30 protein-coding genes are annotated in these 26,102 nt (G+C 73.5%); 7 read left to right on the top strand and 23 right to left on the bottom strand.

Going from position 1 to position 26,102, the window contains the following annotated elements; genetic code table 11:
• Positions 1–21: 21 nt before the first annotated feature.
• The 6 genes from FHX73_RS18215 to clpS form a co-directional block, all read right to left on the bottom strand.
• Positions 22–990 (bottom strand): PLP-dependent cysteine synthase family protein, encoded by a 969-nt coding sequence (locus FHX73_RS18215; RefSeq protein WP_145905997.1) that lies wholly within the window; start codon positions 988–990, stop codon positions 22–24.
• Positions 990–1,268, bottom strand: a complete 279-nt coding sequence (locus FHX73_RS18210) for a MoaD/ThiS family protein (protein ID WP_145905996.1) — start codon at positions 1,266–1,268, stop codon at positions 990–992. Before FHX73_RS18210 ends, FHX73_RS18215 begins: the two co-directional genes overlap by 1 nt.
• A gap of 106 nt (positions 1,269–1,374) precedes the next feature.
• On the bottom strand, positions 1,375–1,479 hold the full coding sequence (locus tag FHX73_RS47520; protein WP_342795305.1) for a putative leader peptide: 105 nt from the start codon (positions 1,477–1,479) through the stop codon (positions 1,375–1,377).
• 146 nt (positions 1,480–1,625) lie between these two features.
• Positions 1,626–2,048 (bottom strand): M67 family metallopeptidase, encoded by a 423-nt coding sequence (locus FHX73_RS18205; protein ID WP_145905995.1) that lies wholly within the window; start codon positions 2,046–2,048, stop codon positions 1,626–1,628.
• A gap of 41 nt (positions 2,049–2,089) precedes the next feature.
• Positions 2,090–2,668 (bottom strand): DUF2017 domain-containing protein, encoded by a 579-nt coding sequence (locus FHX73_RS18200; RefSeq protein ID WP_145905994.1) that lies wholly within the window; start codon positions 2,666–2,668, stop codon positions 2,090–2,092.
• An 83-nt stretch (positions 2,669–2,751) separates the two neighbouring features.
• Positions 2,752–3,045: an ATP-dependent Clp protease adapter ClpS gene (clpS, locus tag FHX73_RS18195; protein WP_035848862.1), complete on the bottom strand. Its 294-nt coding sequence runs from the start codon at positions 3,043–3,045 to the stop codon at positions 2,752–2,754.
• 143 nt (positions 3,046–3,188) lie between these two features.
• On the opposite strand from clpS, the gene FHX73_RS18190 reads away from it, so the two are divergent.
• Both FHX73_RS18190 and FHX73_RS18185 read left to right on the top strand, forming a co-directional pair.
• Positions 3,189–4,544: a nicotinate phosphoribosyltransferase gene (locus FHX73_RS18190; protein ID WP_246213585.1), complete on the top strand. Its 1,356-nt coding sequence runs from the start codon at positions 3,189–3,191 to the stop codon at positions 4,542–4,544.
• Positions 4,545–4,694: 150 nt separating this feature from the next.
• A complete protein-coding gene (locus FHX73_RS18185) occupies positions 4,695–5,282 on the top strand; it encodes an isochorismatase family protein (RefSeq protein WP_145905993.1) in 588 nt (195 codons plus the stop codon).
• Positions 5,283–5,382: 100 nt separating this feature from the next.
• Here FHX73_RS18185 and FHX73_RS18180 read toward each other — a convergent pair whose 3' ends face one another.
• Positions 5,383–6,426, bottom strand: a complete 1,044-nt coding sequence (locus tag FHX73_RS18180; RefSeq protein ID WP_145905992.1) for a hypothetical protein — start codon at positions 6,424–6,426, stop codon at positions 5,383–5,385.
• Between the two features lie 304 nt (positions 6,427–6,730).
• Between FHX73_RS18180 and FHX73_RS18175 the strand changes: the two genes are divergently transcribed.
• Together FHX73_RS18175 and FHX73_RS18170 are read left to right on the top strand one after the other, a co-directional pair.
• Positions 6,731–7,270, top strand: a complete 540-nt coding sequence (locus tag FHX73_RS18175; RefSeq protein ID WP_246213584.1) for a hypothetical protein — start codon at positions 6,731–6,733, stop codon at positions 7,268–7,270.
• Between the two features lie 90 nt (positions 7,271–7,360).
• Positions 7,361–7,663 (top strand): hypothetical protein, encoded by a 303-nt coding sequence (locus FHX73_RS18170; protein WP_145905991.1) that lies wholly within the window; start codon positions 7,361–7,363, stop codon positions 7,661–7,663.
• Positions 7,664–7,766: 103 nt separating this feature from the next.
• Here the strand turns inward: FHX73_RS18170 and FHX73_RS18165 are convergent, their stop codons facing one another.
• The 9 genes from FHX73_RS18165 to FHX73_RS18125 all read right to left on the bottom strand — a co-directional run bounded on the left by FHX73_RS18165 (position 7,767) and on the right by FHX73_RS18125 (position 15,403).
• Complete coding sequence (locus FHX73_RS18165) at positions 7,767–8,111, bottom strand: winged helix-turn-helix transcriptional regulator (protein ID WP_145908365.1); 345 nt, start codon at positions 8,109–8,111, stop codon at positions 7,767–7,769.
• 64 nt (positions 8,112–8,175) lie between these two features.
• On the bottom strand, positions 8,176–8,586 hold the full coding sequence (locus FHX73_RS18160; RefSeq protein WP_145905990.1) for a VOC family protein: 411 nt from the start codon (positions 8,584–8,586) through the stop codon (positions 8,176–8,178).
• A gap of 72 nt (positions 8,587–8,658) precedes the next feature.
• The gene (locus tag FHX73_RS18155) at positions 8,659–9,114 is read right to left on the bottom strand and encodes an HIT family protein (protein ID WP_145905989.1); all 456 of its coding nucleotides are present in this window, start codon (positions 9,112–9,114) and stop codon (positions 8,659–8,661) included.
• Positions 9,111–10,283 carry a S8 family serine peptidase gene (locus FHX73_RS18150; protein ID WP_145905988.1) on the bottom strand — a complete coding sequence of 391 codons (1,173 nt, stop codon included), beginning with the start codon at positions 10,281–10,283 and terminating at the stop codon, positions 9,111–9,113. The genes FHX73_RS18155 and FHX73_RS18150 overlap by 4 nt, the downstream gene beginning before the upstream one ends.
• A 33-nt stretch (positions 10,284–10,316) precedes the next feature.
• Positions 10,317–11,810 (bottom strand): PPE domain-containing protein, encoded by a 1,494-nt coding sequence (locus FHX73_RS18145; protein WP_145905987.1) that lies wholly within the window; start codon positions 11,808–11,810, stop codon positions 10,317–10,319.
• A gap of 16 nt (positions 11,811–11,826) precedes the next feature.
• The gene (locus FHX73_RS18140) at positions 11,827–12,441 is read right to left on the bottom strand and encodes a hypothetical protein (RefSeq protein WP_145905986.1); all 615 of its coding nucleotides are present in this window, start codon (positions 12,439–12,441) and stop codon (positions 11,827–11,829) included.
• 170 nt (positions 12,442–12,611) lie between these two features.
• The gene (locus tag FHX73_RS18135; RefSeq protein ID WP_145908364.1) at positions 12,612–13,304 is read right to left on the bottom strand and encodes an endonuclease V; all 693 of its coding nucleotides are present in this window, start codon (positions 13,302–13,304) and stop codon (positions 12,612–12,614) included.
• 93 nt (positions 13,305–13,397) lie between these two features.
• Complete coding sequence (locus FHX73_RS47220; protein WP_145905985.1) at positions 13,398–14,138, bottom strand: RDD family protein; 741 nt, start codon at positions 14,136–14,138, stop codon at positions 13,398–13,400.
• A 71-nt stretch (positions 14,139–14,209) separates the two neighbouring features.
• Positions 14,210–15,403: an RDD family protein gene (locus FHX73_RS18125; RefSeq protein ID WP_425461442.1), complete on the bottom strand. Its 1,194-nt coding sequence runs from the start codon at positions 15,401–15,403 to the stop codon at positions 14,210–14,212.
• Between the two features lie 242 nt (positions 15,404–15,645).
• Here FHX73_RS18125 and FHX73_RS18115 point away from each other — a divergent pair, with 242 nt between their 5' ends.
• Positions 15,646–16,062, top strand: coding sequence for an SsgA family sporulation/cell division regulator (locus FHX73_RS18115; protein ID WP_145905984.1), 417 nt, complete (start codon positions 15,646–15,648; stop codon positions 16,060–16,062).
• A gap of 22 nt (positions 16,063–16,084) precedes the next feature.
• Here FHX73_RS18115 and FHX73_RS18110 read toward each other — a convergent pair whose 3' ends face one another.
• From FHX73_RS18110 to FHX73_RS18095, 4 genes are all read right to left on the bottom strand, one after another.
• Positions 16,085–17,491 (bottom strand): glycosyltransferase 87 family protein, encoded by a 1,407-nt coding sequence (locus FHX73_RS18110; protein ID WP_246213582.1) that lies wholly within the window; start codon positions 17,489–17,491, stop codon positions 16,085–16,087.
• Between the two features lie 172 nt (positions 17,492–17,663).
• Positions 17,664–19,220 carry a glycoside hydrolase family 18 protein gene (locus FHX73_RS18105; RefSeq protein WP_145905982.1) on the bottom strand — a complete coding sequence of 519 codons (1,557 nt, stop codon included), beginning with the start codon at positions 19,218–19,220 and terminating at the stop codon, positions 17,664–17,666.
• Positions 19,221–19,400: 180 nt separating this feature from the next.
• Positions 19,401–20,849, bottom strand: coding sequence for a sensor histidine kinase (locus FHX73_RS18100; RefSeq protein WP_145908362.1), 1,449 nt, complete (start codon positions 20,847–20,849; stop codon positions 19,401–19,403).
• 65 nt (positions 20,850–20,914) lie between these two features.
• Positions 20,915–21,619 (bottom strand): response regulator transcription factor, encoded by a 705-nt coding sequence (locus tag FHX73_RS18095; RefSeq protein ID WP_145905981.1) that lies wholly within the window; start codon positions 21,617–21,619, stop codon positions 20,915–20,917.
• 112 nt (positions 21,620–21,731) lie between these two features.
• On the opposite strand from FHX73_RS18095, the gene FHX73_RS18090 reads away from it, so the two are divergent.
• Positions 21,732–22,289 (top strand): hypothetical protein, encoded by a 558-nt coding sequence (locus FHX73_RS18090; RefSeq protein ID WP_145905980.1) that lies wholly within the window; start codon positions 21,732–21,734, stop codon positions 22,287–22,289.
• A gap of 79 nt (positions 22,290–22,368) precedes the next feature.
• Here the strand turns inward: FHX73_RS18090 and hppD are convergent, their stop codons facing one another.
• On the bottom strand, positions 22,369–23,517 hold the full coding sequence (gene hppD / locus FHX73_RS18085; protein ID WP_145905979.1) for a 4-hydroxyphenylpyruvate dioxygenase: 1,149 nt from the start codon (positions 23,515–23,517) through the stop codon (positions 22,369–22,371).
• Between the two features lie 224 nt (positions 23,518–23,741).
• On the opposite strand from hppD, the gene FHX73_RS18080 reads away from it, so the two are divergent.
• Positions 23,742–24,245, top strand: coding sequence for an Lrp/AsnC family transcriptional regulator (locus FHX73_RS18080; RefSeq protein WP_246213581.1), 504 nt, complete (start codon positions 23,742–23,744; stop codon positions 24,243–24,245).
• A gap of 4 nt (positions 24,246–24,249) precedes the next feature.
• On the opposite strand, the gene FHX73_RS18075 is transcribed toward FHX73_RS18080, so the two are convergent.
• Positions 24,250–25,059 (bottom strand): S16 family serine protease, encoded by an 810-nt coding sequence (locus FHX73_RS18075; protein WP_246213580.1) that lies wholly within the window; start codon positions 25,057–25,059, stop codon positions 24,250–24,252.
• 25 nt (positions 25,060–25,084) lie between these two features.
• Entirely contained in the window at positions 25,085–25,735 is a 651-nt protein-coding gene (locus tag FHX73_RS18070) for an IclR family transcriptional regulator (RefSeq protein ID WP_145905978.1), read from the bottom strand.
• Positions 25,736–26,102 lie beyond the last annotated feature (367 nt).

Here is a 26,102-nt window from a genome sequence, read left to right as displayed (position 1 = left end):
GGTGCGTCGACTGAAGCCTGATCAGGCCCAGAGCTGGCCGCGCAGCGCCTCGACCGCCTGCTCGGTGGTCTCGGCGGTGTAGATGCCGGTGGACAGGTACTTCCAGCCGCCGTCCGGCACCACGAAGACGATGTCGGCCCGCTCGCCCGCCTCGGCGGCGCGGCGGCCGGCGCCGAGCGCCGCGTGCAGGATGGCGCCGGTGGAGACACCGGCGAAGATGCCCTCCTCGGCGAGCAGCTCGCGGGTGCGCCGCACCGAGTCGGCGGAGCCGACGCTGAACCGGGTGGTGAGCACCTCGGCGTCGTAGAGCTCGGGCACGAAGCCCTCGTCGAGGTTGCGCAGGCCGTAGACCAGGTCGTCGTAGCGCGGTTCGGCGGCCACGATCTTCACGCCCGGCACCTTCTCGCGCAGGTACCGGCCGACGCCCATCAGGGTGCCGGTGGTGCCGAGGCCGGCCACGAAGTGGGTGACGGTGGGCAGGTCGGCGAGGATCTCCGGGCCGGTGCCGGCGTAGTGCGCGCCGGCGTTGTCCGGGTTGCCGTACTGGTAGAGCATCACCCAGTCCGGGTGCTCGGCGGCCAGCTCCTTGGCCACCCGCACCGCGGTGTTGGAGCCGCCGGCGGCGGGCGAGGAGATGATCTCGGCGCCCCACATCCGGAGCAGCTCGCGCCGCTCCTCGCTGGTGTTCTCCGGCATCACGCACACCATCCGGTAGCCCTTGAGCTTGGCCGCCATGGCGAGCGAGATGCCGGTGTTGCCGCTGGTGGGCTCCAGCACGGTGCAGCCCGGGGTGAGCCGGCCGGCCGCCTCGGCCCGCTCGATCATGTGCAGGGCCGGGCGGTCCTTGATCGAGCCGGTCGGGTTGCGGTCCTCCAGCTTGGCCCAGAGCGACACCTGGCCCGACTCGTTGCCGGGGATCGCCGCGGAGAGCCGGGGCAGCCGGACCAGCGGGGTGTTGCCGACGGCTTCGATCGGGCTGTCGTAGCGCATTACTTCGAGCCGCCGGCCACGGCCGGGAGGATCGTGACGCTGTCGCCGTCCTTGAGGCCGGTGCCGATGCCCTCCAGGAAGCGGACGTCCTCGTCGTTCAGGTAGACGTTGACGAAGCGGCGCAGCTCACCGTTGTCCAGCAGGCGGGCGGCGATGCCCGGGTGACGGACATCCAGGTCGGCGATCAGCTCGCCGAGGCTGGCGCCGGCGCCGTCGACGGCCTTGGCGCCGTCGGTGTAGCTGCGGAGGATGGTCGGGATGCGGACCTCGATGGCCATGGCGGTGCTCCTGGGCAGGTCGTGGTGGGGCCGCAGGCGCGCGGCGCGACGGGGTTGGGGTGGGGCGGGCGCGGTGCCGGCTGCCCGGTGGTCGGGCGGCGGCGGCTCAGGCGTCGCGACAGATGGCCGCGGCGTGCCGGCACAGATCGATGTGCAGGCGCGCCACGAGGCGGATGCCCGGGGCCTGGATGCTCACATCGACGGAACGCATGGGCTCATCGTATAGATTCCCGGCCCGGATCCTCCATGCCCGTCTCACTGTTCGGAAGCTTTCGTGTCGGCATCTGGGACTCCCCGGTCGTCCGAATGGAGCCCGAGGGGCCGGCGGGCCGGCTGATCGGCCCGCCGACCAGCCGCTCAGGCCTCGACGACCGTCACGTCCTCCTCGGTGATCACACCGTCCACGATTCGGAACGAGCGGAACTGGTAGGGGTCCTCCGGCCCGGTGCCCTCCGCCGTGGACACCAGCACGTAGTGCGCGTTGGGCTCGGAGGCGTAGCTGACGTCGGTGCGCGAGGGGTAGGCCTCGGTGGCGGTGTGCGAGTGGTAGACCACCACCGGCTCCTCGTCCCGGTCGTCCATGTCGCGGTAGAGCTTCAGCAGGTCCTGCGAGTCGAACTCGTAGAAGGTGGGCGAGCGGGCCGCGTTCAGCATCGGGATGAACCGCTCCGGGCGGTCGGTGCCGGCCGGTCCGGCGACCACCCCGCAGGCCTCGTCCGGGTGGTCGGCGCGGGCGTGGGCGACGATCGCGTCGCGCAGTTCTCGGGTGATGGTGAGCATGCGGCCAGGATAGGGGCAGCCGTTCGCCGCCCCCGAGGGCCTCAGCCGGCCATCGCCTCCAGCAGCGACTCCTGCATCGCGCCGAGCCAGAGGTAGGCCATCACCAAGGGCTTGCGCTCGTCGCCGTCGGGGAGTTGGTAGAGCCCGCCCTCGTCCTCCTCAACGACCTCCAGCCGCACTCCCATGGTCAGCCGCAGGTCGTTGAGCGCGCCGAGCCAGCGCATCCGCTCCTCGCCGGTCGGCTCCAGCACCCCGCCCCTGCCGCCCAGGCTGTCGAGTGCGCGGACCACGTGCAGCGCGTCCTCACGCTTGCGGGCCCGCAGGTCCAGCTCGGTGTAGCGGCGGAACTCGCCGGCGAAGGCCTTGGTCTGTGCGTCGGCCGACTCGCCGGGCTCGCCGTAGGCGTCGGGGAAGAGCCGGGCCAGTGCCGGGTCGGCCGGGGCCTCGGTGGGGCCCTCGGCGAAGAGCGCGGCCAGCGGGTCCTGGTCGGGCTCGTCGACCGGGCCGGGGCCGATGAGCTCCAGCATCTGCACTTCCAGCGAGCGGAGGATGTCGGCCTCCACCTCGTCGAGTGCGATCGCCGTGCCGCCTTCTCGGGTCCGCTCGAACATCCCAGCCATCAGTGCAACTACCGTCCCGGTTCGCTTCTCTGTCGATCTGTCGTCGATCGGTCGTCGATCGATCGGAGTGGGGTGAGAGTCTGTCAGTCGTGCTGCAGGGTGGCCCACAGGCCGTAGCCGTGCATCGCCTGGACGTCCCGCTCCATCTCCTCGCGGGTGCCGCTGGAGACCACCGCGCGGCCCCGGGTGTGCACGTCCATCATCAGCTTGCGGGCCTTCTCCTTCGGGTAGCCGAAGTAGGCCTGGAACACGTAGAGCACGTAACTCATCAGGTTGACCGGATCGTTGTGGACGATCGTGACCCACGGCGTGTCCGGCTCCGCCACCGGGAGGCTCTCGGCCTCGGGGCGTTCGATCTCGGCCGGCGCGACACTCACGGCGGGCTCTCCTCACAAGGGGGTGCGGTCAGGGACTCTCTGACCTCCCATGCTGCCATCCGAGGGACCCGGGAGCGATCCCGACCCGGCGTTCGGCCGCACAAATCGTCAAACTGACGCTAAGTGGTAGTAGCATCATCCTCATGGACGCCAAGGCAATGGCGGCGGGACCCTCCGTCGCGCCCACCCTGTCGGCTGCCGCCTCCACGGCGCTGCTCACCGACCGCTACGAGTTGACCATGCTGCAGGCCGCGCTGCGCAGCGGCGCCGCGCACCGGCGCTCGGTCTTCGAGGTCTTCACCCGCCGGCTGCCCGACGGGCGCCGCTACGGCGTGCTGGCCGGCACCGGACGGGTACTCGACGCGATCGCGAACTTCCGCTTCGACACCGCCCAGTTGGACTGGCTCGCGGACCAGCGGGTGGTGGACGAGCCGACCCTGCGCTGGCTCGCCGACTACCGCTTCACCGGCGACGTCACCGGCTACCCGGAGGGCGAGGTCTACTTCCCCGGCTCCCCGCTGCTGACCGTCGAGGGCAGCTTCGCGGAGGCGGTGATCCTGGAGACGGTGATCCTCTCCATCCTCAACTTCGACTCCGCGGTGGCCGCCGCGGCCTCCCGGATGACGGCCGCCGCAGGGGAGCGGCCGTGCATCGAGATGGGGGCCCGGCGGGCGCACGAGAGCGCCGCGGTGGCCGCCGCCCGGGCGGCCTACGTCGCCGGCTTCGCCGCCACCTCCGACCTGCAGGCCGGCTTCTCGCACGGCATCCCGACCACCGGCACCGCCGCGCACGCCTTCACCCTGCTGCACGACACCGAGAAGGACGCCTTCACCGCCCAGATCGCCTCGATGGGCACCGGGACCACCCTCCTGGTCGACACCTACGACCTGGCCGAGGCGGTCCGCACCGCCGTCGAGGTGGCCGGGCCCGAGCTGGGCGCGGTGCGGATCGACTCCGGCGACCTGACCCTGCTGGCCCACCGGGTCCGCCGCCAACTCGACGACCTGGGCGCCCGGCAGACCCGGATCATCGTCACCTCCGACCTGGACGAGTACGCCATCGCCGCGCTCGCCGCCGCGCCGGTGGACGGCTACGGGGTGGGCACCAGCCTGGTCACCGGCAGCGGGCACCCGACCTGCGCGATGGTCTACAAGCTGGTCGCCCGGGCCGCCTCGGCCGACCCGGACGCGCCGCTGGTGCCGGTGGCCAAGCGCTCCGCCGGGGCCAAGAGCAGCCTGGGCGGGCGCAAGTGGGCGGCCCGCCGGCTCGACGCCGACGGGGTGGCCGAGGCCGAGGTGGTCGGCACCGGCGAGGTGCCCGCGGAGCTGGCCGACCGGCTGCTCCAGGTGCCGCTGGTGCGCGGCGGCGAGCCGGTCGGCCGGGAGCCGCTGGCCGCCGTCCGGGAACGCCACCGGCGGGCCGTGGCCGGACTGCCGCTCTCCGCCACCCAGCTCTCCCGCGGCGAGCCGGTGCTGCCCACCGAGCTCGTCCTCGGGTAGGGCGTCGGACTCCCGCGGCTGCCGCACAGGGGACGGCAGCCGCGGGTCGCCCCTTCCCCCCTCCACCGGTACTCCCTAGAGTGGCCACACTCCCCAGGCCGTCGAGGCCGAGCCGCCGGCACCACCGTCAAAACCACGAGGAAGCACGCCATGTCCCGGGCCCTGATCGTCATCGATGTGCAGAACGACTTCTGCGAGGGCGGGAGCCTGCCCGTCACCGGCGGCGCCGAGGTGGCGGCCGCGATCACCGAGTGGATCGCCACCGAGCACGGCGCGTACCGGCACGTGATCGCCACCCGGGACCACCACCTGGACCCGGGCGAGCACTTCTCGGCCGCGCCGGACTTCGAGAACACCTGGCCGCCGCACTGCGTGGCCGGCACCGAGGGGGTCGGCTTCCACCCCAACTTCGCCCCCTCCGTCACCTCCGGGGCGATCGAGGCGGTCTTCTCCAAGGGCGCCCACGCGGCCGCCTACAGCGGGTTCGAGGGGTTCGACGAGCACGGGGAGACGCTCGCCGCCTGGCTGCGGGAGCGCGGGATCGACGCGGTGGACCTGGTCGGCATCGCCACCGACCACTGCGTGCGGGCCACCGCGCTGGACGCGGTGCGGGAGGGGTTCGCCACCCGGGTGCTGCTCGACCTGACGGCGGGCGTCGCGGCCGGGACCACGGCCGCCGCGCTGGAGCAGCTGCGGGCGGCCGGCGTGGAGCTGAGCGGGGAGCCGGTGCTGGGGTGACGGGACTGGGTCGACGGGACTGGGTCGACGGGGCCTGACGGACAGTCAGGCTGTCGGGTGGTCAGGTAGTCGGGTGGTCTAGCGGTCAGGTGGTCAGGGGTCAGCCCTCGGTGAGCAGCAGCTCGACCAGGTCGGTGCCGCCGTCGGCCAGCGCCTCGCGCAGCTGCTCGGCCACCCCGGCCTCGTCGGCCGCCAGCCGCGCCCCGGTCAGGTGCACCACCCGCACCCCCAGGTACTCCATCCGGTGCTGGCCGGCCCGCACCCAGGCCTCCTCGCCCTCGCTGACGCAGCGCAGCGCCGAGTCCAGCTCGACCGCCACGCCCTGCTCGGGCCAGTAGACGTCCGGCACCGCGACGAAGGTGCCGCCGCGCATCCGCAGCTCCGGGCCGACCAGCGGCAGCGGCAGCAGCTCGGCCGCCGCCAGGTCCAGCAGAGCGCCGAGCACCGCGTCCCGCTCGGCGGCCAGCAGCTCGTCCACCGCCGCCCGGATCCGCGGCTCGCCGAGCAGTTCGGCCTCCCGCAGCTCGGCCACCAGCTCGGCCGGCGTGCAGGCGGGCGCCCCGGCCGGGCCGTCCGGCGCCACCGCCTCGCGCAGCACCGAGCGGAGCACCCCGGCGCCGAGCAGCCCGGCGTCCAGCACCCCGCCGTCGGTCCACTCGCGCAGCGCGTCCGCCACCGCGCGGGGCACCGGCGCGCAGGCCAGCCCGTGCACGTCGGTGGCGCGCAGCTCCCGGGCGGTGCGCTGGATCCGCACCTCGCCGGCGTCCCGCAGCCGGCGCTGACGGGGCACCAGCACCTGCACCCCGGTGACCGCGGGCAGCCTGGGCACACCGGCGAAGCCGTAGAGCGCGAGGGCCGCCGCGCCGGTGATCACCGCACCGGCGCCGGCGCTCGTCTCCTCCCGGCCGTTCTGCGCCGCGTAGAGCAGGGCGGCCCACATCCGCTGCTCGGGGGTCGGGGTGCCGGTCTGCAGCAGGTACACCCGGGGCAGCAGGCGCTGCCACGGCCCGCCCCGGCGGCAGTGCTCGCTCACCACGCGGGACGGAACTCCCCGGGCGCGCAGCTGACTTGCGGTGATCACGTTCTGCTGACGGCGGGACAGTTCTTCGAGGGACAGGGCGGCGGAGGGCGTCTGGTAGCTCATGCGACAACACTCCCCCGTCACCCGGTCGCCGGAGTCATGCACTGACGCACCGTTACGGAACCGTCGTCAAACCGGGACGTCCCCGCACTAAAGTCTCCATACCCTCGCTCATTCGGAGTAATTGGGCGTATTGGCCTTGCATCAGACGATCAGTCATGCCTCGCCCCCGGGCGGCCCATGACATCCGTCATGTGCGACCGGTGATGGGCTGCCCTGCCCGACCCGCCGCCGTCCGAGCAGAATTTCCACTACCGGCGGGGCGAGGGGCGCGGGGCCGGCGAGGACGGGGACCAGAACGATGACCATGACCGAGAGCATCAGCGAGCGCACCAGCGAGACCGTCGACGAGACCATCGGCGAGCCGCAGGCCGCCACCGGGGTCGAGGGGCAGGCCGGCGGGGTCGAGCTGCCCGAGCACCTGGCCGCGCTGCCCGAGAACCTCGACGAGCTGCGGCTGCCCGCCTGGTACTTCGGCTTCGAGGCGGTCTTCGCCGCCACCTACGACCTGCTCAAGGCCTTCCCCGCCGCCTGGCCGGTCGTCCTGCTGCTGGTCGCGGTCAACATCACGCTCTCGCTCACCGTGCTGCGCCGCCGGCTCAAGCTGGCCCGCGCGCTCTGGCGGGGCAAGCGGACCCGGATGATCGCCATCGGGCTGGTGGTGCTGCGGATCGGGGCGCACGGCGCGCTGTCCGCCGTCGGCGTGGCCGTCAACGGTGTCGCCGGACACGCCGTCTTCGCCGTCGTGATGGCCGCCGTCACCGTCGCCATGCTCGCCTTCTCCCAGCGGACCGCCGTCCGGGCGCTCGGCGCGGAGCGGGACCGTGCCCGCGCGGCGGCGGTCTGAAACCCCGTCCGCCCCTGATGTGATCCGGGACACTCGGCGGGATTCCTCCCTCGCACCAAGCGGCCCACGCGCATTGCCTACCATCAGGGCATGCGATATGACGAAACATCAGGTCTTAGCGCGGCCCAGCTGCGCCTGGGCCGGCTGCCCGGATACGTCCGGCGGCCAGACCCCGCCCGACGGGCCGGAGAGCGGGGTTCGACGTACAAGAAGGGCTGGGAGGTTCGCTTCACGGCCCGCTCCGAGGCGGAGATAGCAGAGATCCGCGAAATGCTCGTCGCGGCCGGGTTCGCACCCGCCCGGCCGTTCTTCAAGGGTCAGCAGCTGATCCAGCCGGTCTACGGCATGGCAGTGGTACGGACTTACCTGGAAGCCCGCGAACTGGTCGTCTGACCGCCGGGGCTCGTTGCACCGCACCGCACTTGAACCACACTTGCACTGCTCTCGCAGCACAGTTGCACCACAGCAGGTCACGGGGGCAACGGGGGTTCTCCTCTCAGACCGACTCCGGCCCGATCTCCTCCGCCCGGGCCGCCCGGGCCGCCAGCAGCGGCTCCAGGTTCTCGGCGGCCCAGGCGCAGACCGCGTCCATCGGGCCGAACATCGAGCGGCCCAGCGGCGTCAGCTCGTACAGCACGCGGGGCGGGTTCTCCTCGAACACGGTCCGGGTCAGCAGCCCGTCCCGCTCCAGTGACCGCAGGGTGGCGGTCAGCACCTTGGGCGTGACCCAGTGCAGCGGAACCCGCAGTTCGGAGAACCGGCGCGGCCCCGGCTCCAGGCAGCGCAGCACGAACCAGGCCCACTTGTCGCCCAGCCGGATCGGCACCGGGTTCGGCAGCATGGCCGGGTCGAACAGGTCCGCCGGCAGCGGCTCCGGCGGCGCGGGCGCGAAGGTGCTCACGTGCTCACCGGGTCCCGTTCGGTTCGAGGAACTCCAGCCGGTTGCCCAGCTTGTCCTGGGTGTGGAAGCGGTCGTAGCCGGGGAAGTCGCCGTCCCACACCACCTCGTGGCCGTGCGCCTCCAGCCGCTCGCCGAGCGCCCGCAGCCCCGCCACCAGGATCCCCGGGTGCGCCCTGCGGGCCGCCGCGAAGTCCTGCTCCACCCCCAGGTGCACCTCCAGGCCGCCGCCCCGGAACCAGCAGCCGCCACGCGCCGCCAGCACCGGCGGCTTCGCCACCTCGGTCATCCCGAGCACCCCGCCCCAGAACTCCCGGCAGAGCGGCTCCGCCCCCGGCGGGATCGACAGCTGGACGTGGTGCAGGCCGGTGAACGACGCGGCTGGCGCGGGTGACGCGGGTGACGTGGCTTCAGACATGATCACGACCCTAGTGCTCGTCCGACCGGTTGTCAGGAGCCCCCGATCGACCGGTCGGACGAGCACTGACGGTCAGCCGCCCAGCCGGGCCCGCAGGCGGTCGGCGAAAGCGTCACGCTCCGGCTCCGACGGCACCCCGGCACCGTCGCCGAGCAACCCGAAGACCCGCGGACCACGGTGCTCGGGCGCCAACTCCACCGCCCTGGGGATCAGATGGAAGTGCACGTGGCCGAAGCCCGGCGCCTCGGCGAACTGCGCCACGTACACCTTCGCGCAGCCCGTCTCGGCCACCAGCGCCCGCGACAACCGCACCTGCCACACCCCCAGGCCCGCCGCCTCCTCGTCGGTCAACTCGGCCACGCTCACCACGTGCCGGCGCGGCAGCAGCACCAGCCACCCCAGCACCCCCGCACCGAACGCGTGCGCCACCCGCCAGTGCGCGTCCACCGCCACCCGCTCCCGGGACGGCAGGGCGTCCAACTCGGCGGTACGGGCACAGCTGTGGCAGTCGGGGGCGAGGGTGGTCATGAGGCTGCTCGACGGACCAGGAAGGTCACCCCGGCCGCGATCAGCAGGACGACCACACCGGCGGCCACGTAGAGCCACAACGTCAAGCCGCTGTCCTTGCCACTGCTCGCCGCCGCCGGCACCGGCACGGCCACGCTGGTGTCCGGGGCGCCCTGCGACTCGACCCGGGTCAGCAGCGGATTGTCCTTGGGCCCGTTGTCCACGGCGGGGTTGTCGGCCAGCGACTTGGACGGGGAGGCGATGCCGTAGCCGTAGCGGGCGTTGGGCACCGTGCTGCCGTCGGGGGGCGCCGCGGCACTCGTGATCATGCGGCGGATCACCTGACCGGCCGTCAGGTTGGGGTACTTGGAGCGGACCAGGGCGGCGATGGCGGAGACGTAGGCGGTGGCGTCGGAGGTGCCGTCGGCATAGCCGTAGTCGGAGGTGGTCTTGCTGCCGGCGTCGCGGATGTCCACACCTGGCGCGACGAGGGTGGTCTCCGGGCCGGTGTCGGACTTGGGCCAGAGGTTGCCCATGCGGTCGATCGCACCGACGGCGACGATGCCGGGAAAGGCAGCGGGGTAGTCGATGTAGTCGGTCCCGAGGTTTCCGGTGCTCGCGACCAGCACCACGTCCCGGGAAAGCGCGTACTGGACAGCAGCCCGCGCGTCACGATCGGTCCGCATGGCACCACCGAAGGACATGTTGACCACCTTCGCCCCGTGGTCGACCGCGTACCGCAATGCGTCGGAGAACTTCAGATCAGGACCTGCGGAGAAGTTGTCGGGATCGCGAAGTGCAACCCGCACCGGAAGGATCTTCGCCTTGGGAGCGAGGCCCATCACACCCGCTTGATCACCGTGGCCGTGGCCGGCAATCAAGCTCGCCATAGCCGTCCCGTGACCATCAGTGTCGATCTGACCGTTGCTCTGCTCACCCGAGAAATCGGCCCCCGGCAGCACCTGACCCGTCAGGTCCTGGTGGTCCCCCTCGACCCCGGTGTCGATCACCGCAATCGTGACCCCATCCCCCTGGCTGATCGGCCACACCTTGGTCGGCGCGTTGTACGCCTGCAACGCCCACTGCTGGTCCCGAATGGTGTCGGCCGAGGCCGGAGCGGCCGACAGGCCCCACACCAAGGCCCCCGCTGCCAGGGCGGCCACGCCCCGTACCGGCCGCCTGCTGGTCATGACCGCTACTCCCCACTTCTCGTCACCGGGGCCTCATTCCACCACGTCGGGATTGGCGTCCTGGTCCGACGCCCAGGTCTCCTCGTCCTCGACCAAGTAGTCGGCGCGCTGGCCCTTGCGCTTCTTCTTCCGCTCCGGCGACTGCGATCCGCCGGGCACCAGCCCCATGCCCGCTTCCTGCTCCTCCGCCGCCGTGGAGTCGGCCGCCCGGGTGCGCGCACCGAGGCCGGACCCGCCCTCGGTGAAGGCCTCCTTGCCCGGGCCGACACGCGGCGAGGCGGACGGCGCCTCCTCCTCGCCGATCGCCCCGGCCGTGCGCCGCGGCGTGTTGGCGCGGACACCGCCACCAACCCGCTCACCGGAGCTGCCGGCCAAGCCGCGCCCAGCGCCTGACGCCTCGGCAGCCGCGTTGCCACCGGCGCGCCCGGACACGGGTCCACCGCCTTCCTCGCCCGGCGCCGCCCCCGCTCCGCCGCGAATCGGCGTCCCCGTTCCGGGCTGGGCCTTGGGCCAGGGCGCGTCGAAGCCGCCACCGCCGGTGGAGGTGCGGCCGGCCACGGCTCCGGGGCCGAACGGCAGCCCGGCGCTGGGGCTTCCGGTGCCACCGATCGGCGAAGCGCCCGTCCCAGCCAGCGACGGGCGAACACTGAGCGCCGTGTGATCGATGCCGGTCCCGATGACGGGCCCGGCGGGCTGGGTCGGTGCGGCTACCGATGTGGCAGCGGGGGCGACTGACGGAGCGTCGGCACCGACCGCCACCGACTTCGGCGCCCTCGTGGGAGCGTTCGGCACACCACCGGCGATTCCCGAGTCGGCCGGTGCCGACTGGTCGGACTTGCGGGGGGAAGGCGCGGGCGGAGCCGTGGTCGTCGCCGCATGTGTGGTCGCACGAGTGGTTGTTGGAGCCGTGGAGTACCCGCCGACGGCGCCGACACCGGCTCCTGTCACGAACGCACTGAGTGCTGCTGCCGCGTTGGGGTCCGGTGGTGGAACCTTCGGGTCCTCCAGTGACGGAACGTTCGGCGGCTTCAACACCGGCGTCGCCACCCGGTACTTGTTCGCCAATGTCTGCATCACCGCGACCGCTTGGTTCTTCCGCTGGTCGGCGATCGGGATCTGGGTGCTGTCGTCCTGCTGCCCGATCGCGTTCTGGAAAGTGTCCGAGATCGCGTTGCCCAGCTGGTCGAGCAGACCGGGTTCCTCGGGCATGTCGTGCTTCGCCTGGTCGATCGCCTCGGACATCATCTGCAGCGTGTTCGCGGCGTCGTTGGCGTAGGCGGAGATGTTGTTGACGTTGGTCGCCAGCTTGGTCATCGCCCCGTAGAAGGCGTCGCTGCTGGCGCCCTCCCACTTCTGCGTGGCGTCGCCCGAGGCGGTGTTCAGGGCGGTGCGGATCTGCTTCAGGGTGCTCGCCGCGCGCCGCCAGGGGTCGCTGGCCGACATCACGTCACCCGAGTTGAGCCCTTCGACCATCTGACGCAGTTGGGCGTGGCTGTACTTGCTGAAGTCCGTCTCTGGGGCGCTCACGCCTTCTCCTCGCCGGTCACCACGACGGAAGCTCCGTCCCGTCGGGCGCGGTGGAGCCGGTCTGTCCCGGCTTCTCGCGCTTGGACTTCCCCTTGCCCCCGTCGCCCGGAACCACCGGAGCCCCCGGAACCACCGCACCCTCCGGCCCCGGCGGGACGACCGCAGCGTCCGACGCCCCGTCAACCGGCGCGCCCTGGGCGGCGGCGGAGCGTCCGGCCGCCGCACCCGTGACCACGCCGCCCGCGCCCGCGGCGGCGTACACGACGGTGGCCGGGGCGCCGACGGACCATCCGTCGGAGGTGACCTTCAGGCTCCGGGTGGTCTCCCGTTCCTGCTCGTCGTAGTTGGTGGCGGTGAGGTCGGCCTTCTGCTGGGCGTCGTCGATCAGTTGGTGCAGGGCGATCAGGGCGTCCCGCAGCCCGTCGCGCATCACGTCGTACTGGTCGTGCAGCGCCGTCGCCTCGGTGAACTCGCCGAAGGAGGTCCGGCCCACGCCCGACTTCGCGTGCGCGGTCTTCCCGTCGGCCGAGGCCTGGAACTCCGTCAGCAGACCGCGGACCTGGCCGGCGAACGCGCGCAGGCTGTCCACCTCGATCTGGTAGCCGGATCCGCCGCTCCCCTTGTCGGTCACGGTTCGCGCCTCCCCCAGTCCGCGTGCTTCCGGTGTGCCGATCGGCCGTCCAAGACTGCCAAGTATTCAACGCAACGCCAACCCCCCGTGTCCACCACTCGCACTACCAGTCACCACTCCAGTCACCACTCCAGTCACCACTCCAGTCACCACTCCCGTCACGGCGACCGTCACGGCGCGGCGGCCTCGGCGAGGGCGCGACGGCACAGCGAGTCGGCCCGGCGGGTGGTCTCGGGCAGGCGGTAGGCGGGGGTGAGGGCGAGCACGCAGTCGACCGCCTCGGACAACCCGATCCGGTGGCCGACCGACACGAACACCGGCTTCACCCCCGTGCGGGTGCGCAGCGCCCGGCCGACCTCGGTGCCGTCGGCCGGGTCGACCAGCGGGGTCCAGGCGCCGCGTTCGGGGGCGGGGTCGGTGCTGGTGAAGGTGAAGGCGGTCTTGGCCACGCCGAGGGTGGCCAGGCCGGTGAGCACGCCGAGGTGGCTGGCCAGGCCGAGGCGGCGCGGGTGGGCCAGGCCGTAGCCGTCGCAGACCACCAGGTCGGGGCGGCGGGTGAGCCGGGCCAGCGCGTCCACCACGGCGGGCAGTTCGCGGAAGGCCAGCAGGCCGGGCAGGTAGGGGAAGGCGACCCGGCCGACGGCGGTGGCCTGCTCGACCACCTCCAGGGTGTCGAGGTCGAGCAGCACGGCCGCGGCGGCGACCAGGTCGCGCTCGTCGTCGTAGGCCACGTCCACCCCGGCGACGAGGGCCCCGCGCGCGGGGGCCGGGCCGTGCGGGTCGACCAGCGGGCGCAGCCGCTGCTGCTCGGCCAGCGCGGCGGCCTCGGTGCCGGGCCAGGCGGCCAGGTCGATGGGCGTGATCACGGTGTTCCCCCGGGTTGCTGACGGCACGTCGACGCGGGCCACGCTAGCGGAGTGGTCCCGCCGGCCCGGCCCGCGTGGCGCAGCGGTGCGTCAGTTGGTGGAGACGACCACGGTCTTCGCCGCCTTGTCGTGGATGCACTGGCGGTAGGGCTTGTCGAAGACGCCGAACAGGCCGTTGACCAGCCACCACAGGCCGCAGCAGAGCACGGCGGGCAGGGTGTAGACGGCGGCCCGGGTCCAGGCGGCGCCGTTCTGCGGGCTGGAGCCGTCGGCCAGCATGGCGACCCGGACGTTCATCACCTTCTTGCCGACGGTCTGGCCGTCCCGGGAGAGCATCACGCCCTCGTAGATCAGGTACAGCAGGTAGAAGAGCCAGACGCCGCCGGTCCAGCCGTCCCGGTTGCCGAAGCCCGTGAACGGCAGCACCAGGACGAAGGCGATCACCTGGATGATCACGTAGTCGATCACCCGGGCCAGGATCCGGCTCGGCCAGGTGCCGATCGGGGGCATGCCGGTGATCGGACCGCCGGCCGGGGAGCCGGTCGGCGCGCCGCCGCCGTACGGGTCTCCACCGCCGTACGGGTTGCCGCCGCCGTACGGATTGCCGCCGTACGGGTCCGAGCTGCTGCCGTAGGGCGTGCCGCCGTAGGGGTTGCCGCCGTAGGCCGGGGGCTGGTCCTGCGGGGAACCGCCGTACGGCGAACCGTAGGGCGCGCCGTTGGGCGGCGGCTGGGGGGCTGACGGGTTGTCGGCCCCGGTGGGCGGCCGCTTCTCGAAGGAGGGCTTGCCGCCTCCTTCAGAGTCGGCACTCGAAGGGTCATAGCTGCTCATGCGAGCAGTAGATCACCAGAAATCGTATCTTCTGTGGATTTCTCGACCGTTTCGGACGAACTGACCCGGGATCAGCCGCGCACCACCGTGGTCCGGGCCAGCCGGTCCGGCCAGGCGGCGGCACCGGCCAGGCCCAGCACCGTGAGCAGCAGCAGGTGGGCGACCAGCCAACGGCCGCAGGCCCGGCCGGCGCCCGGGGCCTGCCCGGTGCCGGTCCTGACCACCCGCAGCCCGAGCAGCCGCTTGCCGAGGGTGCGGCCGGTCCGGGCGGTCGGCACCACCTCCAGCAGCACGCCGGCCAGCAGCACCGCCCCGAGCACCAGGGCGACCCGGCCGAGCACCGTGCCGTCGATCAGCCAGACGTCCACCTCACGGCGGGTCAGCTGACTGACCGTCCGGGCCTGGTCGAGCTTCTGCTGGAGGTAGGCGGTGGTCCGCACGGCGAGCGGCACGCCGACGGCGGCGCCGACGGCGAGCAGCGGCAGGGTGTCGAGCAGCCGGGCGAGCAGGCGTCGGCGGAACCGCGCGGGCTCCAGGGCGGGACGGGCGGCTCCGGTGCGGGCGACGGCCGCAGGGGCGCGTGTGGTGCGAGTCACCGTGAGGGCGGGCTCGGCTGCGCGAGAAGTCGGCCCGGCCGACTTCCGCGGCACGGGCACCGACCCACCAGGCACCGACCCACCGGACACCACCGCAGGAACCGCGGAAGCCAAAGGCACCGTGGCAGCCAGCGGAGCCGCGGAAGCCGACACCGCCACCGCATCCGTAGCGCACTCCACCACGAGCGCCCCCTGGCCGCCCTCCGCGACCCCCCAACTGACCACCCGCGGCGCCCGACCGGTCTCCAGCAGCCCGCGCTGCTCCTGCGGATCGGCGTGCCAGCCGCCCACCCGCGACCCCACGTCCCCACCCACACCCACGCCCATGCCCCCGCCCGCGTCCGGCCCCAGCGTGAGCACCGCACCGGCCCCGGTCTCGTCCAGGAAGACCGGCCCGGTCTCCTCCGACTCCGACTCCGCCGCCACCGGCACCGGCACCGCCGGCGGCGGCACGTACCGCCCGCCCGGCCGCGGCGCCACCCGATCGGCGAACCGGGGCGCGGCCAGCACCTCACCGTCCGCGGGGGCCGGCCGACTGGTCCCGGGCACCCAGCCGCCGCCGTTCCAGTAGCGGACGAACCCCGGCACCGAGGGGTCCGGGTAGTACCCGGGCGCGGCCGTCGGCTGCTCCGACCGCTCCGCCCGCAACCTCGACGTCCGGTCCGACATCTGATCCGACCACTGGTCCGACATGCAGATCCACTCTCCTGGAGCCTCTGGCGCCTCGGCGGGGCGCACGCCACGTCGCCGGGCAGTCACAAAGGGTAGCCCTTTCGGCCAGTACTCGGCTGAAGTTGCGGATTCTCCGGAATTCGGTCCGGGAAGTTGTGTAAGAGCCCGCCGGGCCCGCCCTCTCAGCGGGTGGAGCGGCCGCAGTGGCCGCGCACCGAGCGAGCGAGAGGAACGTCGCCATGGACACCCGGCACAGCGTGGTGGAGCAGGAACTGCAGCTGAAGCTGGTGCTCTCCCCCGAGCGCAGCGTCCCCGTCCCGGCCCGGCTGTCCTACGGCAGCCACGACCCGTACGCCGTGCACATCACCTTCCACCTGGACACCGGCACCCCGGTGACCTGGGTGTTCTCCCGCGAGCTGCTGGTCGAGGGCACCTTCCGCCCGTGCGGGCAGGGCGATGTCCGGATCTGGCCCTCGCGCAACGGCAGGCAGAGCGTGCTCTGCCTGGCGCTCACCTCCCCCGGCGGGGACGCGCTGCTGGAGGCGCCGCTGCCGGCGGTGGCCTCCTGGCTGGAGCGCTGCCACCGGCTGGTGCCGCCGGGCAGCGAGCTGAACGTGCTGGACCTGGACGGGTCGCTCGCCGAGCTGCTGGCCTGAGGTGGCCGGCTGGAGCGCGGGCTCAGCGCACCGCGGGGGTGCGCTGCTCCTGTGCCACCAGTTCCCGGGGAGTGGGTTCCGCGGTGCGCTGCGGGAAGATCCGCACCGCCGCGGACTGCCCGGCCGCGCGGCGCCGGGCCCGCACCCGCAGTGCGGCCAGTGCGAGGAAGCAGACGCCGATGCCGGGGTAGATCCCGGCCGGCAGCTGCTGGAGCAGGTTGAACCGGTAGTCCGGCATGCCCTTGTGCGGGACCAGCCACATCGCGAAGGAGTAGAAGCCGAGCAGTGTGACCGCGAAGACCGCCCGCCAGCGCTTGTGCCGCAGCCGGGCCGGCCTGGTCCGCTCGGTGTCCGCCTCGGCGGCCAGCAGCACCAGCAGCGGCACGCACCACACCCAGTGGTGGGTCCAGCTGATCGGCGAGAGCAGCAGCGCGGTGACCGCGGTGCAGCAGACCCCCCAGGCCTCGGCGCGCGGCAGCCAGCGCTCGTTGCGCCAGACGTAGACGGCGGTGGCCAGGCCGGCCACCGCGACCACCGCGGCCAGCAGGGTGGCCGGGGCGCCGGGGTTGGCCTGGTGCAGGAAGCGGGCGACCGCGCCGCGCAGCGACTGGTTGTCGACGATCTGGGTCCGGCCGACCCGCGAGGAGTCGTAGAGGTACTTGGTGAAGAAGCCCCAGGTGGCGTGCGGCAGCACCAGCAGGCCGATGCCGAAGGTGCCCAGGAAGGTCAGGCCGGCGGTGAAGGCGGCCCGGACCCGGCCGGTGAGCAGCAGGTAGACCGCGAACAGGCCGGGGGTGAGCTTCATGCCGGCGGCGATGCCGATGCCGACGCCCTTCCAGCGGCTGTCCCGGCCGAGGTTGAGGTCCCAGAGCACCAGGCAGAGCAGCAGCAGGTTGATCTGGCCGTACCGCAGGGTGGTGAAGACCGGCTCCAGCCAGACCCCGGCCCCGGCCACCAGCAGCACGCCGGCCGGGCGCAGCCGCTTGCGCGGCCAGCCGGCCAGCCGGAACGAGAGCAGTCCGGCCAGCGCCAGCAGTCCGGTGTTGCCGAGGGTCACCAGGACCCGCAGCAGGCCGACCGGGAACCAGGTGGTCGACACGAAGAGCATCGCCGCGAACGGCGGGTAGGTGGCCGGCAGGTTCCAGTCGGCCACCCGCAGCGCGTACAGGTCGGTGCCGTTGACCACCGCCGAGCCCTCGGCCCGGTAGACGATCATGTCCACCATGGGGAAGTGCAGCAGGTGCCGGACGAAGGCGTAGGCGAACAGCGAGACGACGGCGAAGGCGCCGGCGGCCAGCACCGACCCCCGGGGCGCCTCGCGGACCGCGCGGATCGGCTCGGTGACCCTGTGTCGCCACTCCCGGGCAGCCGGCGGACCGGGCCGGTGGGCGGCCGGCGCCGCCCGCTGGTCCTCATGCACCACTGTCACTTTGCCCGCTCCATCTCCGACGGCCGATCGACCAGCCATCGACCATACCGGAGGGGTACGGCCGGGGCGTGTGCTGCGCGAGAGGTTGTGGGGACCAGTTCCGGTCGCCTTCCGTCACCGCACACCGCGCCGCCGGGCGGCCCGTGGGGTCCGCCCGGCGGTTGACGGCGGGTCAGCCGGTGTAGCCGCCCAGCGCCTTGGTGAAGTCCAGCGCCCGCTGGTCGATGCTGCTGCAGCTGGCGTCGGCGGTCGGCTTGGCCCCGCCGGCGCAGGGCTGGTCCCGGGTGGCGCTCCACATGGCGAGCCAGGCGAGGTGCTTGCCGCTCGCGAAGGCGGCCAGCTGCTGGGCGTCGGCGACCGTGAAGACCTCGGTGGAGACGTCGTTGACGCCGATCATCGGGGTGACCGCGGTCTTCGCCCAGGCGTCCGCGTCGTCCAGGCCGAGCACGCTCTTCAGCTGGGCCTGGGTGGCGGTGGCCGCGTCGATCGCGTAGGTGCCCATCCGGCCGCTCGGAGCGGGCGCCACCCCGTCGCCGTAGTCCATCGCCATGATGTTGACGGCGCCGATCCGCACCCCGGCGGCCTTCGCCCCGGTGACCAGGGCGATGCCGTCCTGGGTCAGGCCGGTCGGCAGCGCGGGCAGGGTGAAGGAGACGTCCAGCGCCCGGCCCTTGGCCGCGGCGGTCTGCTGGAGCTGGGCGATCGCCTGGTCGCGGCGGGTGTTGGCGGCGGTGTCGGCGAGCGCGCCGCCCTCCACGTCGAAGTCCAGCTTGGTCAGGCCGTAGGCGTCCACCACCTGCTGGTAGGCGGCGGCCAGGTCGGCGGCCGAGCCGCAGGCGGTCGCCAGCTCGCTGCCGTTGGCACCGCCGAACGAGACCCGCACGTCGCCGCCGATCGCCCGCAGCGCGCCGATCTGTCCGGCCACCGGGTCCGAGGCGAGGTCGGTGACTCCGCCCCACTTGGGCACGCAGCCGCCGCCGGACACCACGAAGGCCAGGGTGAAGTTCTTTACGCCGCTCGCCTTGGCGGTGGCCACCAGGTCGTAGGGCGGGTAGAGCGAGGTGTCCACGTAGGGCGCGAACCCGGCACCGCCCGGCGTCCCGGTCGTCGGGGTCGGCACCGGTGTCGGCGTCGAAGTCGGCTTGGGGGTCGGCGTCGGCTTGAGGGTCGGTGCGGGAGTCGAGCTCGGGGTGGGCCGGGCGCTGGTGGCGGGCGCGCTCGGCACGGGGCTCGGCACGGGCGTGCCGGGCCGGCCGGACGGCACCGGCGTGGGCCCGTCGCCCGCCTTGCAGGAGACGTCGTCGATCAGGCAGTTCGCCGGCTCGGCCTGGGCCGCGCCCGCGCCCTGCACCACGAAGCCGACGTCCACGCTCTGCCCGGCGCCGATCCGCCGGTCCCAGGACTCCGGACGGACCGTCACGTGCTGCCCGCTGACCACGTAGACCGCGTTCCACAGCGAGGAGAGCGAGGCGCCGGCCGGCAGGTCGAAGCTGAGCGTCCAGTCGTCGACCGGGCCAGCGTCGCTGCTGATCAGGTACTGGCCGGTGTAGCCGCCGTCCCAGGTGCTGGTGCGGCTGTACACGGCGCCGATGGTGGCGGCGCTGGCGCTGGAGGCCAGCGCCGCGACCCCGCCGGCGACCACGGCGGCCGCGACCGCGCCGGCGCCGATCACCAGTCCCTTGCGGCCACGGCGGCGGTGCCCGGGGCGGCGGGCGGTCTGCTTGGTCATCGGCGCTCCTCGAAACGGCGTCAGGGGCCGCGGGGCGGATGGGCCCGCACGCGGCGCCGCCGACGCTAGCGGGCCGAAATCCGGGCAAGGCGGGCGCTCAGGCTCGGGTAGCCGTCCCTTAGGCCGGAGTTAAGGAAGATCCCGTAGGAGGCCCCCCGTCGCCTGACGGCTGACGGCGCCTCAGCGCGCCTCGCCGGCCCGCTCCTGCTCGCCGCGCCGCCGGGCCCGCCCGAGCCGCCGGGCCGGCGGCTGCGGCAACGTGGTGCCGGCGCCCAGCCGCAGCCGGATCTCGGCCCCGCCGAGCACCGCCGAGCGGCCCAGCGCCAGGTCGCCGCCGGCCGCCTCGGCGAGCTTGCGCACGATGTCCAGGCCGAGGCCGGTGGAGCCCTCGCCGCCGTGGCCGCCGCCGCGCCGCAGCGCCGCCGAGGGGTCGTCGAAGCCCGCCCCGGCGTCGCCGACCAGCACGATCACGGTCCGCTCGGTGGCCAGCACGTCGACGGCGAAGGCGGTGCCGACGGGGGTGTGCCGGAAGACGTTGCCGAGCAGCGCGTCCAGCGCGGCGGCCAGGTCGCCGCGCTGCACCGGCACCGGCGCGGGCGCCTGCGCGCCGTGCAGCTGCCAGGCCCGGCCCTCGTCCTCGGCCAGCGCGGACCAGAAGGCGGCCCGCTCGCGGATCACCTCGGCGGCGTCGCAGCCCACCGTGACGGCGGGCGCGTCGGCGGGGGCGCGGCGGGCCGAGCGGATGATCTGGTCCACCTCGCGCTCCAGCTGGGCCACCGCGTGCCGGGTGGCGTCGGCCGCGTCGCCGTCGCCGAGCGAGGCCGCGTTCAGCCGCAGCACGGTCAGCGGGGTGCGCAGCCGGTGCGAGAGGTCGGCGGCCAGCTCGCGCTCGGCGGCCAGCAGCTGCACCACCCGGTCGGCCATCGCGTTGAAGGCGGTGGCCGCCTCCAGCAGCTCGGCCGGGCTGCCCTCGGCCGCCGGCCCGGTCACCGGCACCCGCACCGCCAGGTCGCCGGCGCCCAGCGCCCGGGCGGCGCCGGCCAGCCGGCGGGCCGAGCCGACCAGTCGGCCGCCCATCCGGTCGGCCACCAGCACGGCGATCGCGACCAGGCCGAGGGCGACCAACGAGAGCACCAGCCAGGCGGTGGTGACGCCCTGGGTGAGGTCGCTCTCGGCGACGTAGACCTCGATCACCGCGACCCTGGTCGGGTCGACCGCGACGGGCTGCAGTCGGGCGTAGCCGCCGGGCACCGCGACGGTGAGCACCCGGCCCTGCTGGGCCGAGCGGACGTCGGCCGGGCCGACCCGGCCGGTGCCGACGGTCGCACCGGCCCCCGCACCGGCCCCCGCACCAGCGTCCGCACCGGCCTCCGCGCCGCCGCTGCCGGCCGGCAGGTGGATCGCGATCCGGCCGCGGGCGCCGGCGTCGGTGCTGGCCAGCGCCCGGGACAGGTCGCCCTGGTCGGTGGTGATGGCCAGGGCCGGGCCGAGCGCGGCGGCCTGCCGGTCGGCGGCGGTGAACGCCCGGTCCCGGGCGGTCTTCTGCACCATCAGCCCGAGCGGGATCAGGAAGGCCAGCGCGACCATGGTCGTCCCGGCCACGGCGGCCTTGACCAGTGCCCAGCGCAGCGGCTCGCCCGACCGGCGGGCCTTCGGCGGCGCGCCCGCGTCCCCCGTCGCGCCGCCGCCGCGGGTCACGGCCGGCGCTCCACGACCGGCGCCGGCGCCTCCAGCCGGACCCCGACGCCGCGCACGGTGTGCAGGTAGCGCGGCTCGGCGGCGGTCTCGCCGAGCTTGCGGCGCAGCCAGGACAGGTGCACGTCGATGGTCTGGTCGCCGCCGTAGGTCTGCCGCCACACCTCGGCCAGGATCTCCTTGCGCGGCACCACCACGCCGGGCCGGGCGGCCAGGAAGGCCAGCAGGTCGAACTCACGGCGGGTCAGGTCCAGCGGCCGCCCGTCCAGCGCCGCCTCGCGCCGCTGCACGTCGATCGCCAGCCCGCCGACCCGCAGCACCGTGGAGGCGGGCGCGCTGCCGCCGCCGAGCCGGCGCAGCACGGCGGTCATCCGGGCCGTCAGGTGCTCCCCGGAGAACGGCTTGACCAGGTAGTCGTCGGCGCCGTCGTTGAGCAGCCGGACGATCTCCGCCTCGTCGTCCCGCGCGGTGGAGATGATCACCGGGACGTCGGTGAGGCCGCGGATCATCTTGAGCGCCTCGCCGCCGTCCAGGTCGGGCAGGCCGAGGTCGAGGATGACCAGGTCGCAGCCGACCTGCGCGACCTCGCGCAGCGCCTCCAGGGCGGTGCCGACGCTGCGGACGGCGTGCCCGGACTCGGACAGGTGGCGGATCAGGGCCGAGCGGACGAACGGGTCGTCCTCGACCACCAGGACTGTTGCCATGGCCCTGCACGGTACGGCATCCCCGTTTTTCACAAGAACCTTGCTCAATCGGGCGGAGCGGGTGCAGGGCCACTGAGCTGCTGGGGCGGCGGATGCGGCAGGATGGCCGTCGATGCGAAGCGGACTGGTTCAGACGGGTGCCTGGGCGGTGGCCACCACGGCCGCGGTGCTGCTCTCCTGGCTGGGCGTCAACGCCGTGCTCTCCGACTCCGCGTTCGAGCCGCCGGCCGCGCTGCCGCTGCGCCACTCCCCCTCGGCCGCCCCGACCACCGTGCCCGGCACCCCGGCCGCCCCGGGCGCCCCCCTCGCCCCGCAGCCCGGCCAGGAGCCGCCGACCCCGCCGGCCGCCCTGCAGAGCGCGCCGACCGGCGGGCACAGCACCCCGCCCGCGGCCACCCGCCGCCCGGCCACCGCCGCCGCGAGCACCCCCGCGGCCGGCGGCGGCACCGGCACGGTGCGCAGCTACCTGGTGCCGGGCGGCCGGGTGGCGCTGGACATGCACCCGGACAGCGCCGAGCTGGTCTCGGCGGTGCCGGACCCGGGCTGGCAGATGCAGATGTGGAACGGCGACCAGTGGATGCGGATCGACTTCTCCCAGGGCCAGAGCACCAACTCGGTCTTCGTCACCTGGAACGGGCACGCGCCGGACGTGCAGACCGTGGTCAACTGACCCGCCGTCGGGCATGCCGAGCGGCCCCGGACCGGCTGGTCCGGGGCCGCTGGTGACGCCCGGGGCGTCGGACGGACCGTCAGAGGTTGCCGCGGCGCTCCTGCTCGCGCTCGATCGCCTCGAACAGCGCCTTGAAGTTGCCCTTGCCGAAGCCCATCGAGCCGTGCCGCTCGATCATCTCGAAGAAGACGGTCGGCTTGTCCTGGACCGGCTTGGTGAAGATCTGCAGCAGGTAGCCGTCCTCGTCGCGGTCGGCGAGGATCTTCAGCTCGCGCAGCTCCTCGATCGGCACCCGGGTCTCGCCGACCCACTCGCCGAGCGTGTCGTAGTAGCTGTCGGGGGTGTCCAGGAACTCGACGCCGGCCGCGCGCATCTGGCGGACCGTGTTGACGATGTCGTTGGTCGCCAGCGCGATGTGCTGCACGCCGGGGCCGCCGTAGAACTCCAGGTACTCGTCGATCTGCGACTTCTTCTTGGCGATGGCCGGCTCGTTGAGCGGGAACTTCACCTTGCGGGTGCCGTCCGCGACGACCTTGGACATCAGCGCCGAGTACTCGGTGGCGATGTCGTCGCCGACGAACTCCTTCATGTTGGTGAAGCCCATCACCCGGTTGTAGAAGCCCACCCAGGTGTCCATCTTGCCGAGCTCGACGTTGCCGACGCAGTGGTCGATGGCCTGGAAGTTGCGCTTGGCCGGCGGCGCGACGATCGGCTCCCGGGAGACGTAGCCGGGCAGGTAGGCGCCGGAGTAGCCGGAGCGGTCCACCAGGGTGTGCCGGGTCTCGCCGTAGGTGGCGATCGCGGCCAGCACCACGGTGCCGTGCTCGTCGCTCTCCTCGTGCGGCTCGGCCAGGCCGGTGGCGCCGTGCTCCAGCGCGTAGGCGTAGGCGGCGTGCACGTCCGGCACCTCGATGGCCAGGTCGATCACGCCGTCGCCGTGGGCGGCCACGTGGCGGTCCAGGAAGGCGCCGCGCTCGGTGGACGCCTTGACCACGGAGGTGAGCACGAACCGGGCCGAGCCGGACTCCAGCACGTAGCTGGCGGTCTCCCGGTGGCCGGTCTCCGGGCCGCGGTACGCGGTGCAGCGCATGCCGAAGGCGGTGGAGTAGTAGTGGGCCGCCTGCTTGGCGTTGCCCACCGCGAACTCGACGGCGTCCATCCCCTTCACCGGGAAGGGGTCGGCCTGGCCCGCGTGGGCGGGGACGGACTGCGCGGCGGTGTCGGTCATGACGGCCTCCCTGTAAGGCTTGGCACCTCGGCGGCCCCGGGGGTGTGAGGACGCCGGTCGGACCCCGTGGCGGCGGGTGGGGTCCGTGCCACGGGGTTGTGGGTGGAGCGTGACGCCGCTCACGCCGCTGCGCAACTGTTCGGTCGAACGCTGGTCAAGCTGTGCACCGTGGTCGGAGAATGCCTCCGACGGCTGTACAGGTTGACCAGTGCTGGAGGCGCACGATGCATCCGCCGGTAATGTCCCGGATCGACCCGTTGGACGCCCGACTCATCGAACTGCTCGCCGTCGAGCCCCGGATCGGCGTGCTGGAGTGCTCCCGCCGGCTCCAGGTGGCCCGCGGCACCGTGCAGGCCAGGCTGGACCGGCTGATCGCCCGCGGGGTGATCGACGGCTTCGGCCCGGACGTCGACCCGGCCGCGCTCGGCTACCCGGTGACCGCCTTCGCCACCCTGGAGATCTCCCAGGGCCAGGGCGCGGACGTCCGGGCCCACCTGGCCTCGGTGCCGGAGGTGCTGGAGCTGCACACCATCACCGGGCAGGGCGACATGCTCTGCCGGATCGTCGCCCGGTCCAACGCCGACCTGCAGCGGGTGATCGACCGGGTGGTCGGCTTCGACGGGATCGTCCGGGCGGCCACCGCGATCGCGCTGGAGAACCCGGTGCCCTACCGGGTGCTGCCGCTGGTCGCCCAGGCCGCCCAGGAGGGGCAGCCGGACGGGGAGTGAGCGGTCAGCAGGCGGGCACCGGGGCGCCGGCCCGCAGGGCGTTCAGCGCGTTCAGCGAGTCGTCCAGCGTGTTGACCGGGATCAGCCGCAGCTGCTTGGGCGTGTTCACCTTGGCGTCCGCGCACTCGGCGCGCGGCACCAGGAAGACGGTGGCGCCGTCCCGGGCGGCCGCCTGGGTCTTCAGCGCCACCCCGCCGACCTGGCCGACCGTGCCGTCGTCGGCGATGGTGCCGGTGCCCGCGATGTTGCGCCCGCCGGTCAGGTCGCCGCCGTGGCCGTCGCCGGCCAGCTTGTCGATGATCGCCAGGCTGAGCATCTGGCCGCCGCTCGGGCCGCCGATGTCGCCCAGGTTCACCGTCACCTTGACCTGGTCGGCGGAGAGGTGCAGGTGGTTCAGCGCGGCCGTGGTGGCGCTGTCCTGAGCCTGCGTCATCTCCTGCGCGGCCTGGGTCAGGTTGCCCTGCGGGTAGACGCTGTCCCGGGGCAGCACCGCCACCTTGGGGTTGAGCCAGCCGGAGAGCGCCTGGTAGAGGCTGACCGACTGGTCCGGCCCGGTGGCCAGGATGGTGGTCACCCGCAGCGAGCCGGTGGTGCCGCGCACCGGCGCGCCGGTGATGGTCAGCACCGGGTTGCCCTCGTAGCTGCCGAGCGCGTCGGCGGTGGCGCCCGGCCAGGTCTTGGTGAACGGCAGCGGGGCGAACGCGGCCACCAGGACCAGGGCGGCCAGCACCGCACCGCAGAGCGCCAGGGCGCGCCGCCGCGGGGTCAGCCGGGTGCCGGTTGGACGGGCGGGCGCAGTCGGATCAGCAGACACAAGGGGAATCCAAACACACCCCGGCTCAGCGCAGGGCGTCCGCCACCTCGGTCGCGGCCTCCACCACCCGCGGGCCGACCCGCTCGGGCACGAGCCCGTTGAGCATCACGACGCCGACGCTGCCCTCGATCCCGCTCAGCCCGACGAGTGCCGCCGCGGCGCCGCTGGCCCCGGACTGCTCCTCCGCGCGGGTGATCACGAAGGCCTGGTCGGGTCTGCGCTGGCCGGGGTACTTGCGGGCCTCCAGGATCGCCCGGCCGGCCGCGCTCTCGTCCAGCGGGTGCCGCAGGCCGGTCCGGTAGGCGACGTGGAAGTCGGTCCAGCTGGGCTCCACGACGGCCACCGCGAGCGCCTCGGTGCCGTCCACCAGGGTCAGGTGGGCGGTGGCGCCGAGGTCCTCGGCCAGGCTGCGCAGCGCGGGCAGCGCGGCCTCGCGCAGCAGCGGGTGCACCCGGTGGGCCAGCCGCAGCACGCCCAGGCCCACCCGGGCCCGGCCGCCGATGTCCCGGCGGACCAGCCCGTGCTGCTCCAGGGTGGCCAGCAGTCGGTAGACGACCGTTCGGTTCACCGCCAGCCGGGCGGCCAGCTCGGTGACGGTCAGGCCGCGCTCGGAGTCGGCCAGCAGTTTGAGGACCCGTACTCCGCGGTCGAGGGTCTGGGAGGTTTCGGCGGTCACGACACGCATTCCTTTCCGCACCGGGAGCCGACCGCGGGGCCGGCCATGGGGCGTTCCCGCGCAGGGGTGGTGGACGCGGCAAGGTCGGCTGCGTCGTCATCGGCACGCTCGACCGTGCGCCCTCCGGTCGCGGTCGTGCCTGCGAGAAGAGCGTGGGGAGAAAGTAGTAAGTGATTCGCCGTGACGGAAGTGGTTGTCCAAAATTCGGTCATGATCGATATTTTGGATCCGGACTTATCGGGGCGATCCTCGGCATTTCGCTGACCCTTTGTGAGCCCCGACTCCCGCTGTGCTCCGGGTAACGGACACCTGGGAGATTTCCGGGAACTCACCCGGCGCGCTCCGAGGAGCGTACGCCGGGTGGTTC

Source organism: Kitasatospora viridis (assembly GCF_007829815.1).
Lineage (GTDB): Bacteria > Actinomycetota > Actinomycetes > Streptomycetales > Streptomycetaceae > Kitasatospora > Kitasatospora viridis.
The sequence above is the reverse complement of the archived record's forward strand: the minus strand, read 5'-3'. Positions and strand labels throughout refer to the sequence as shown.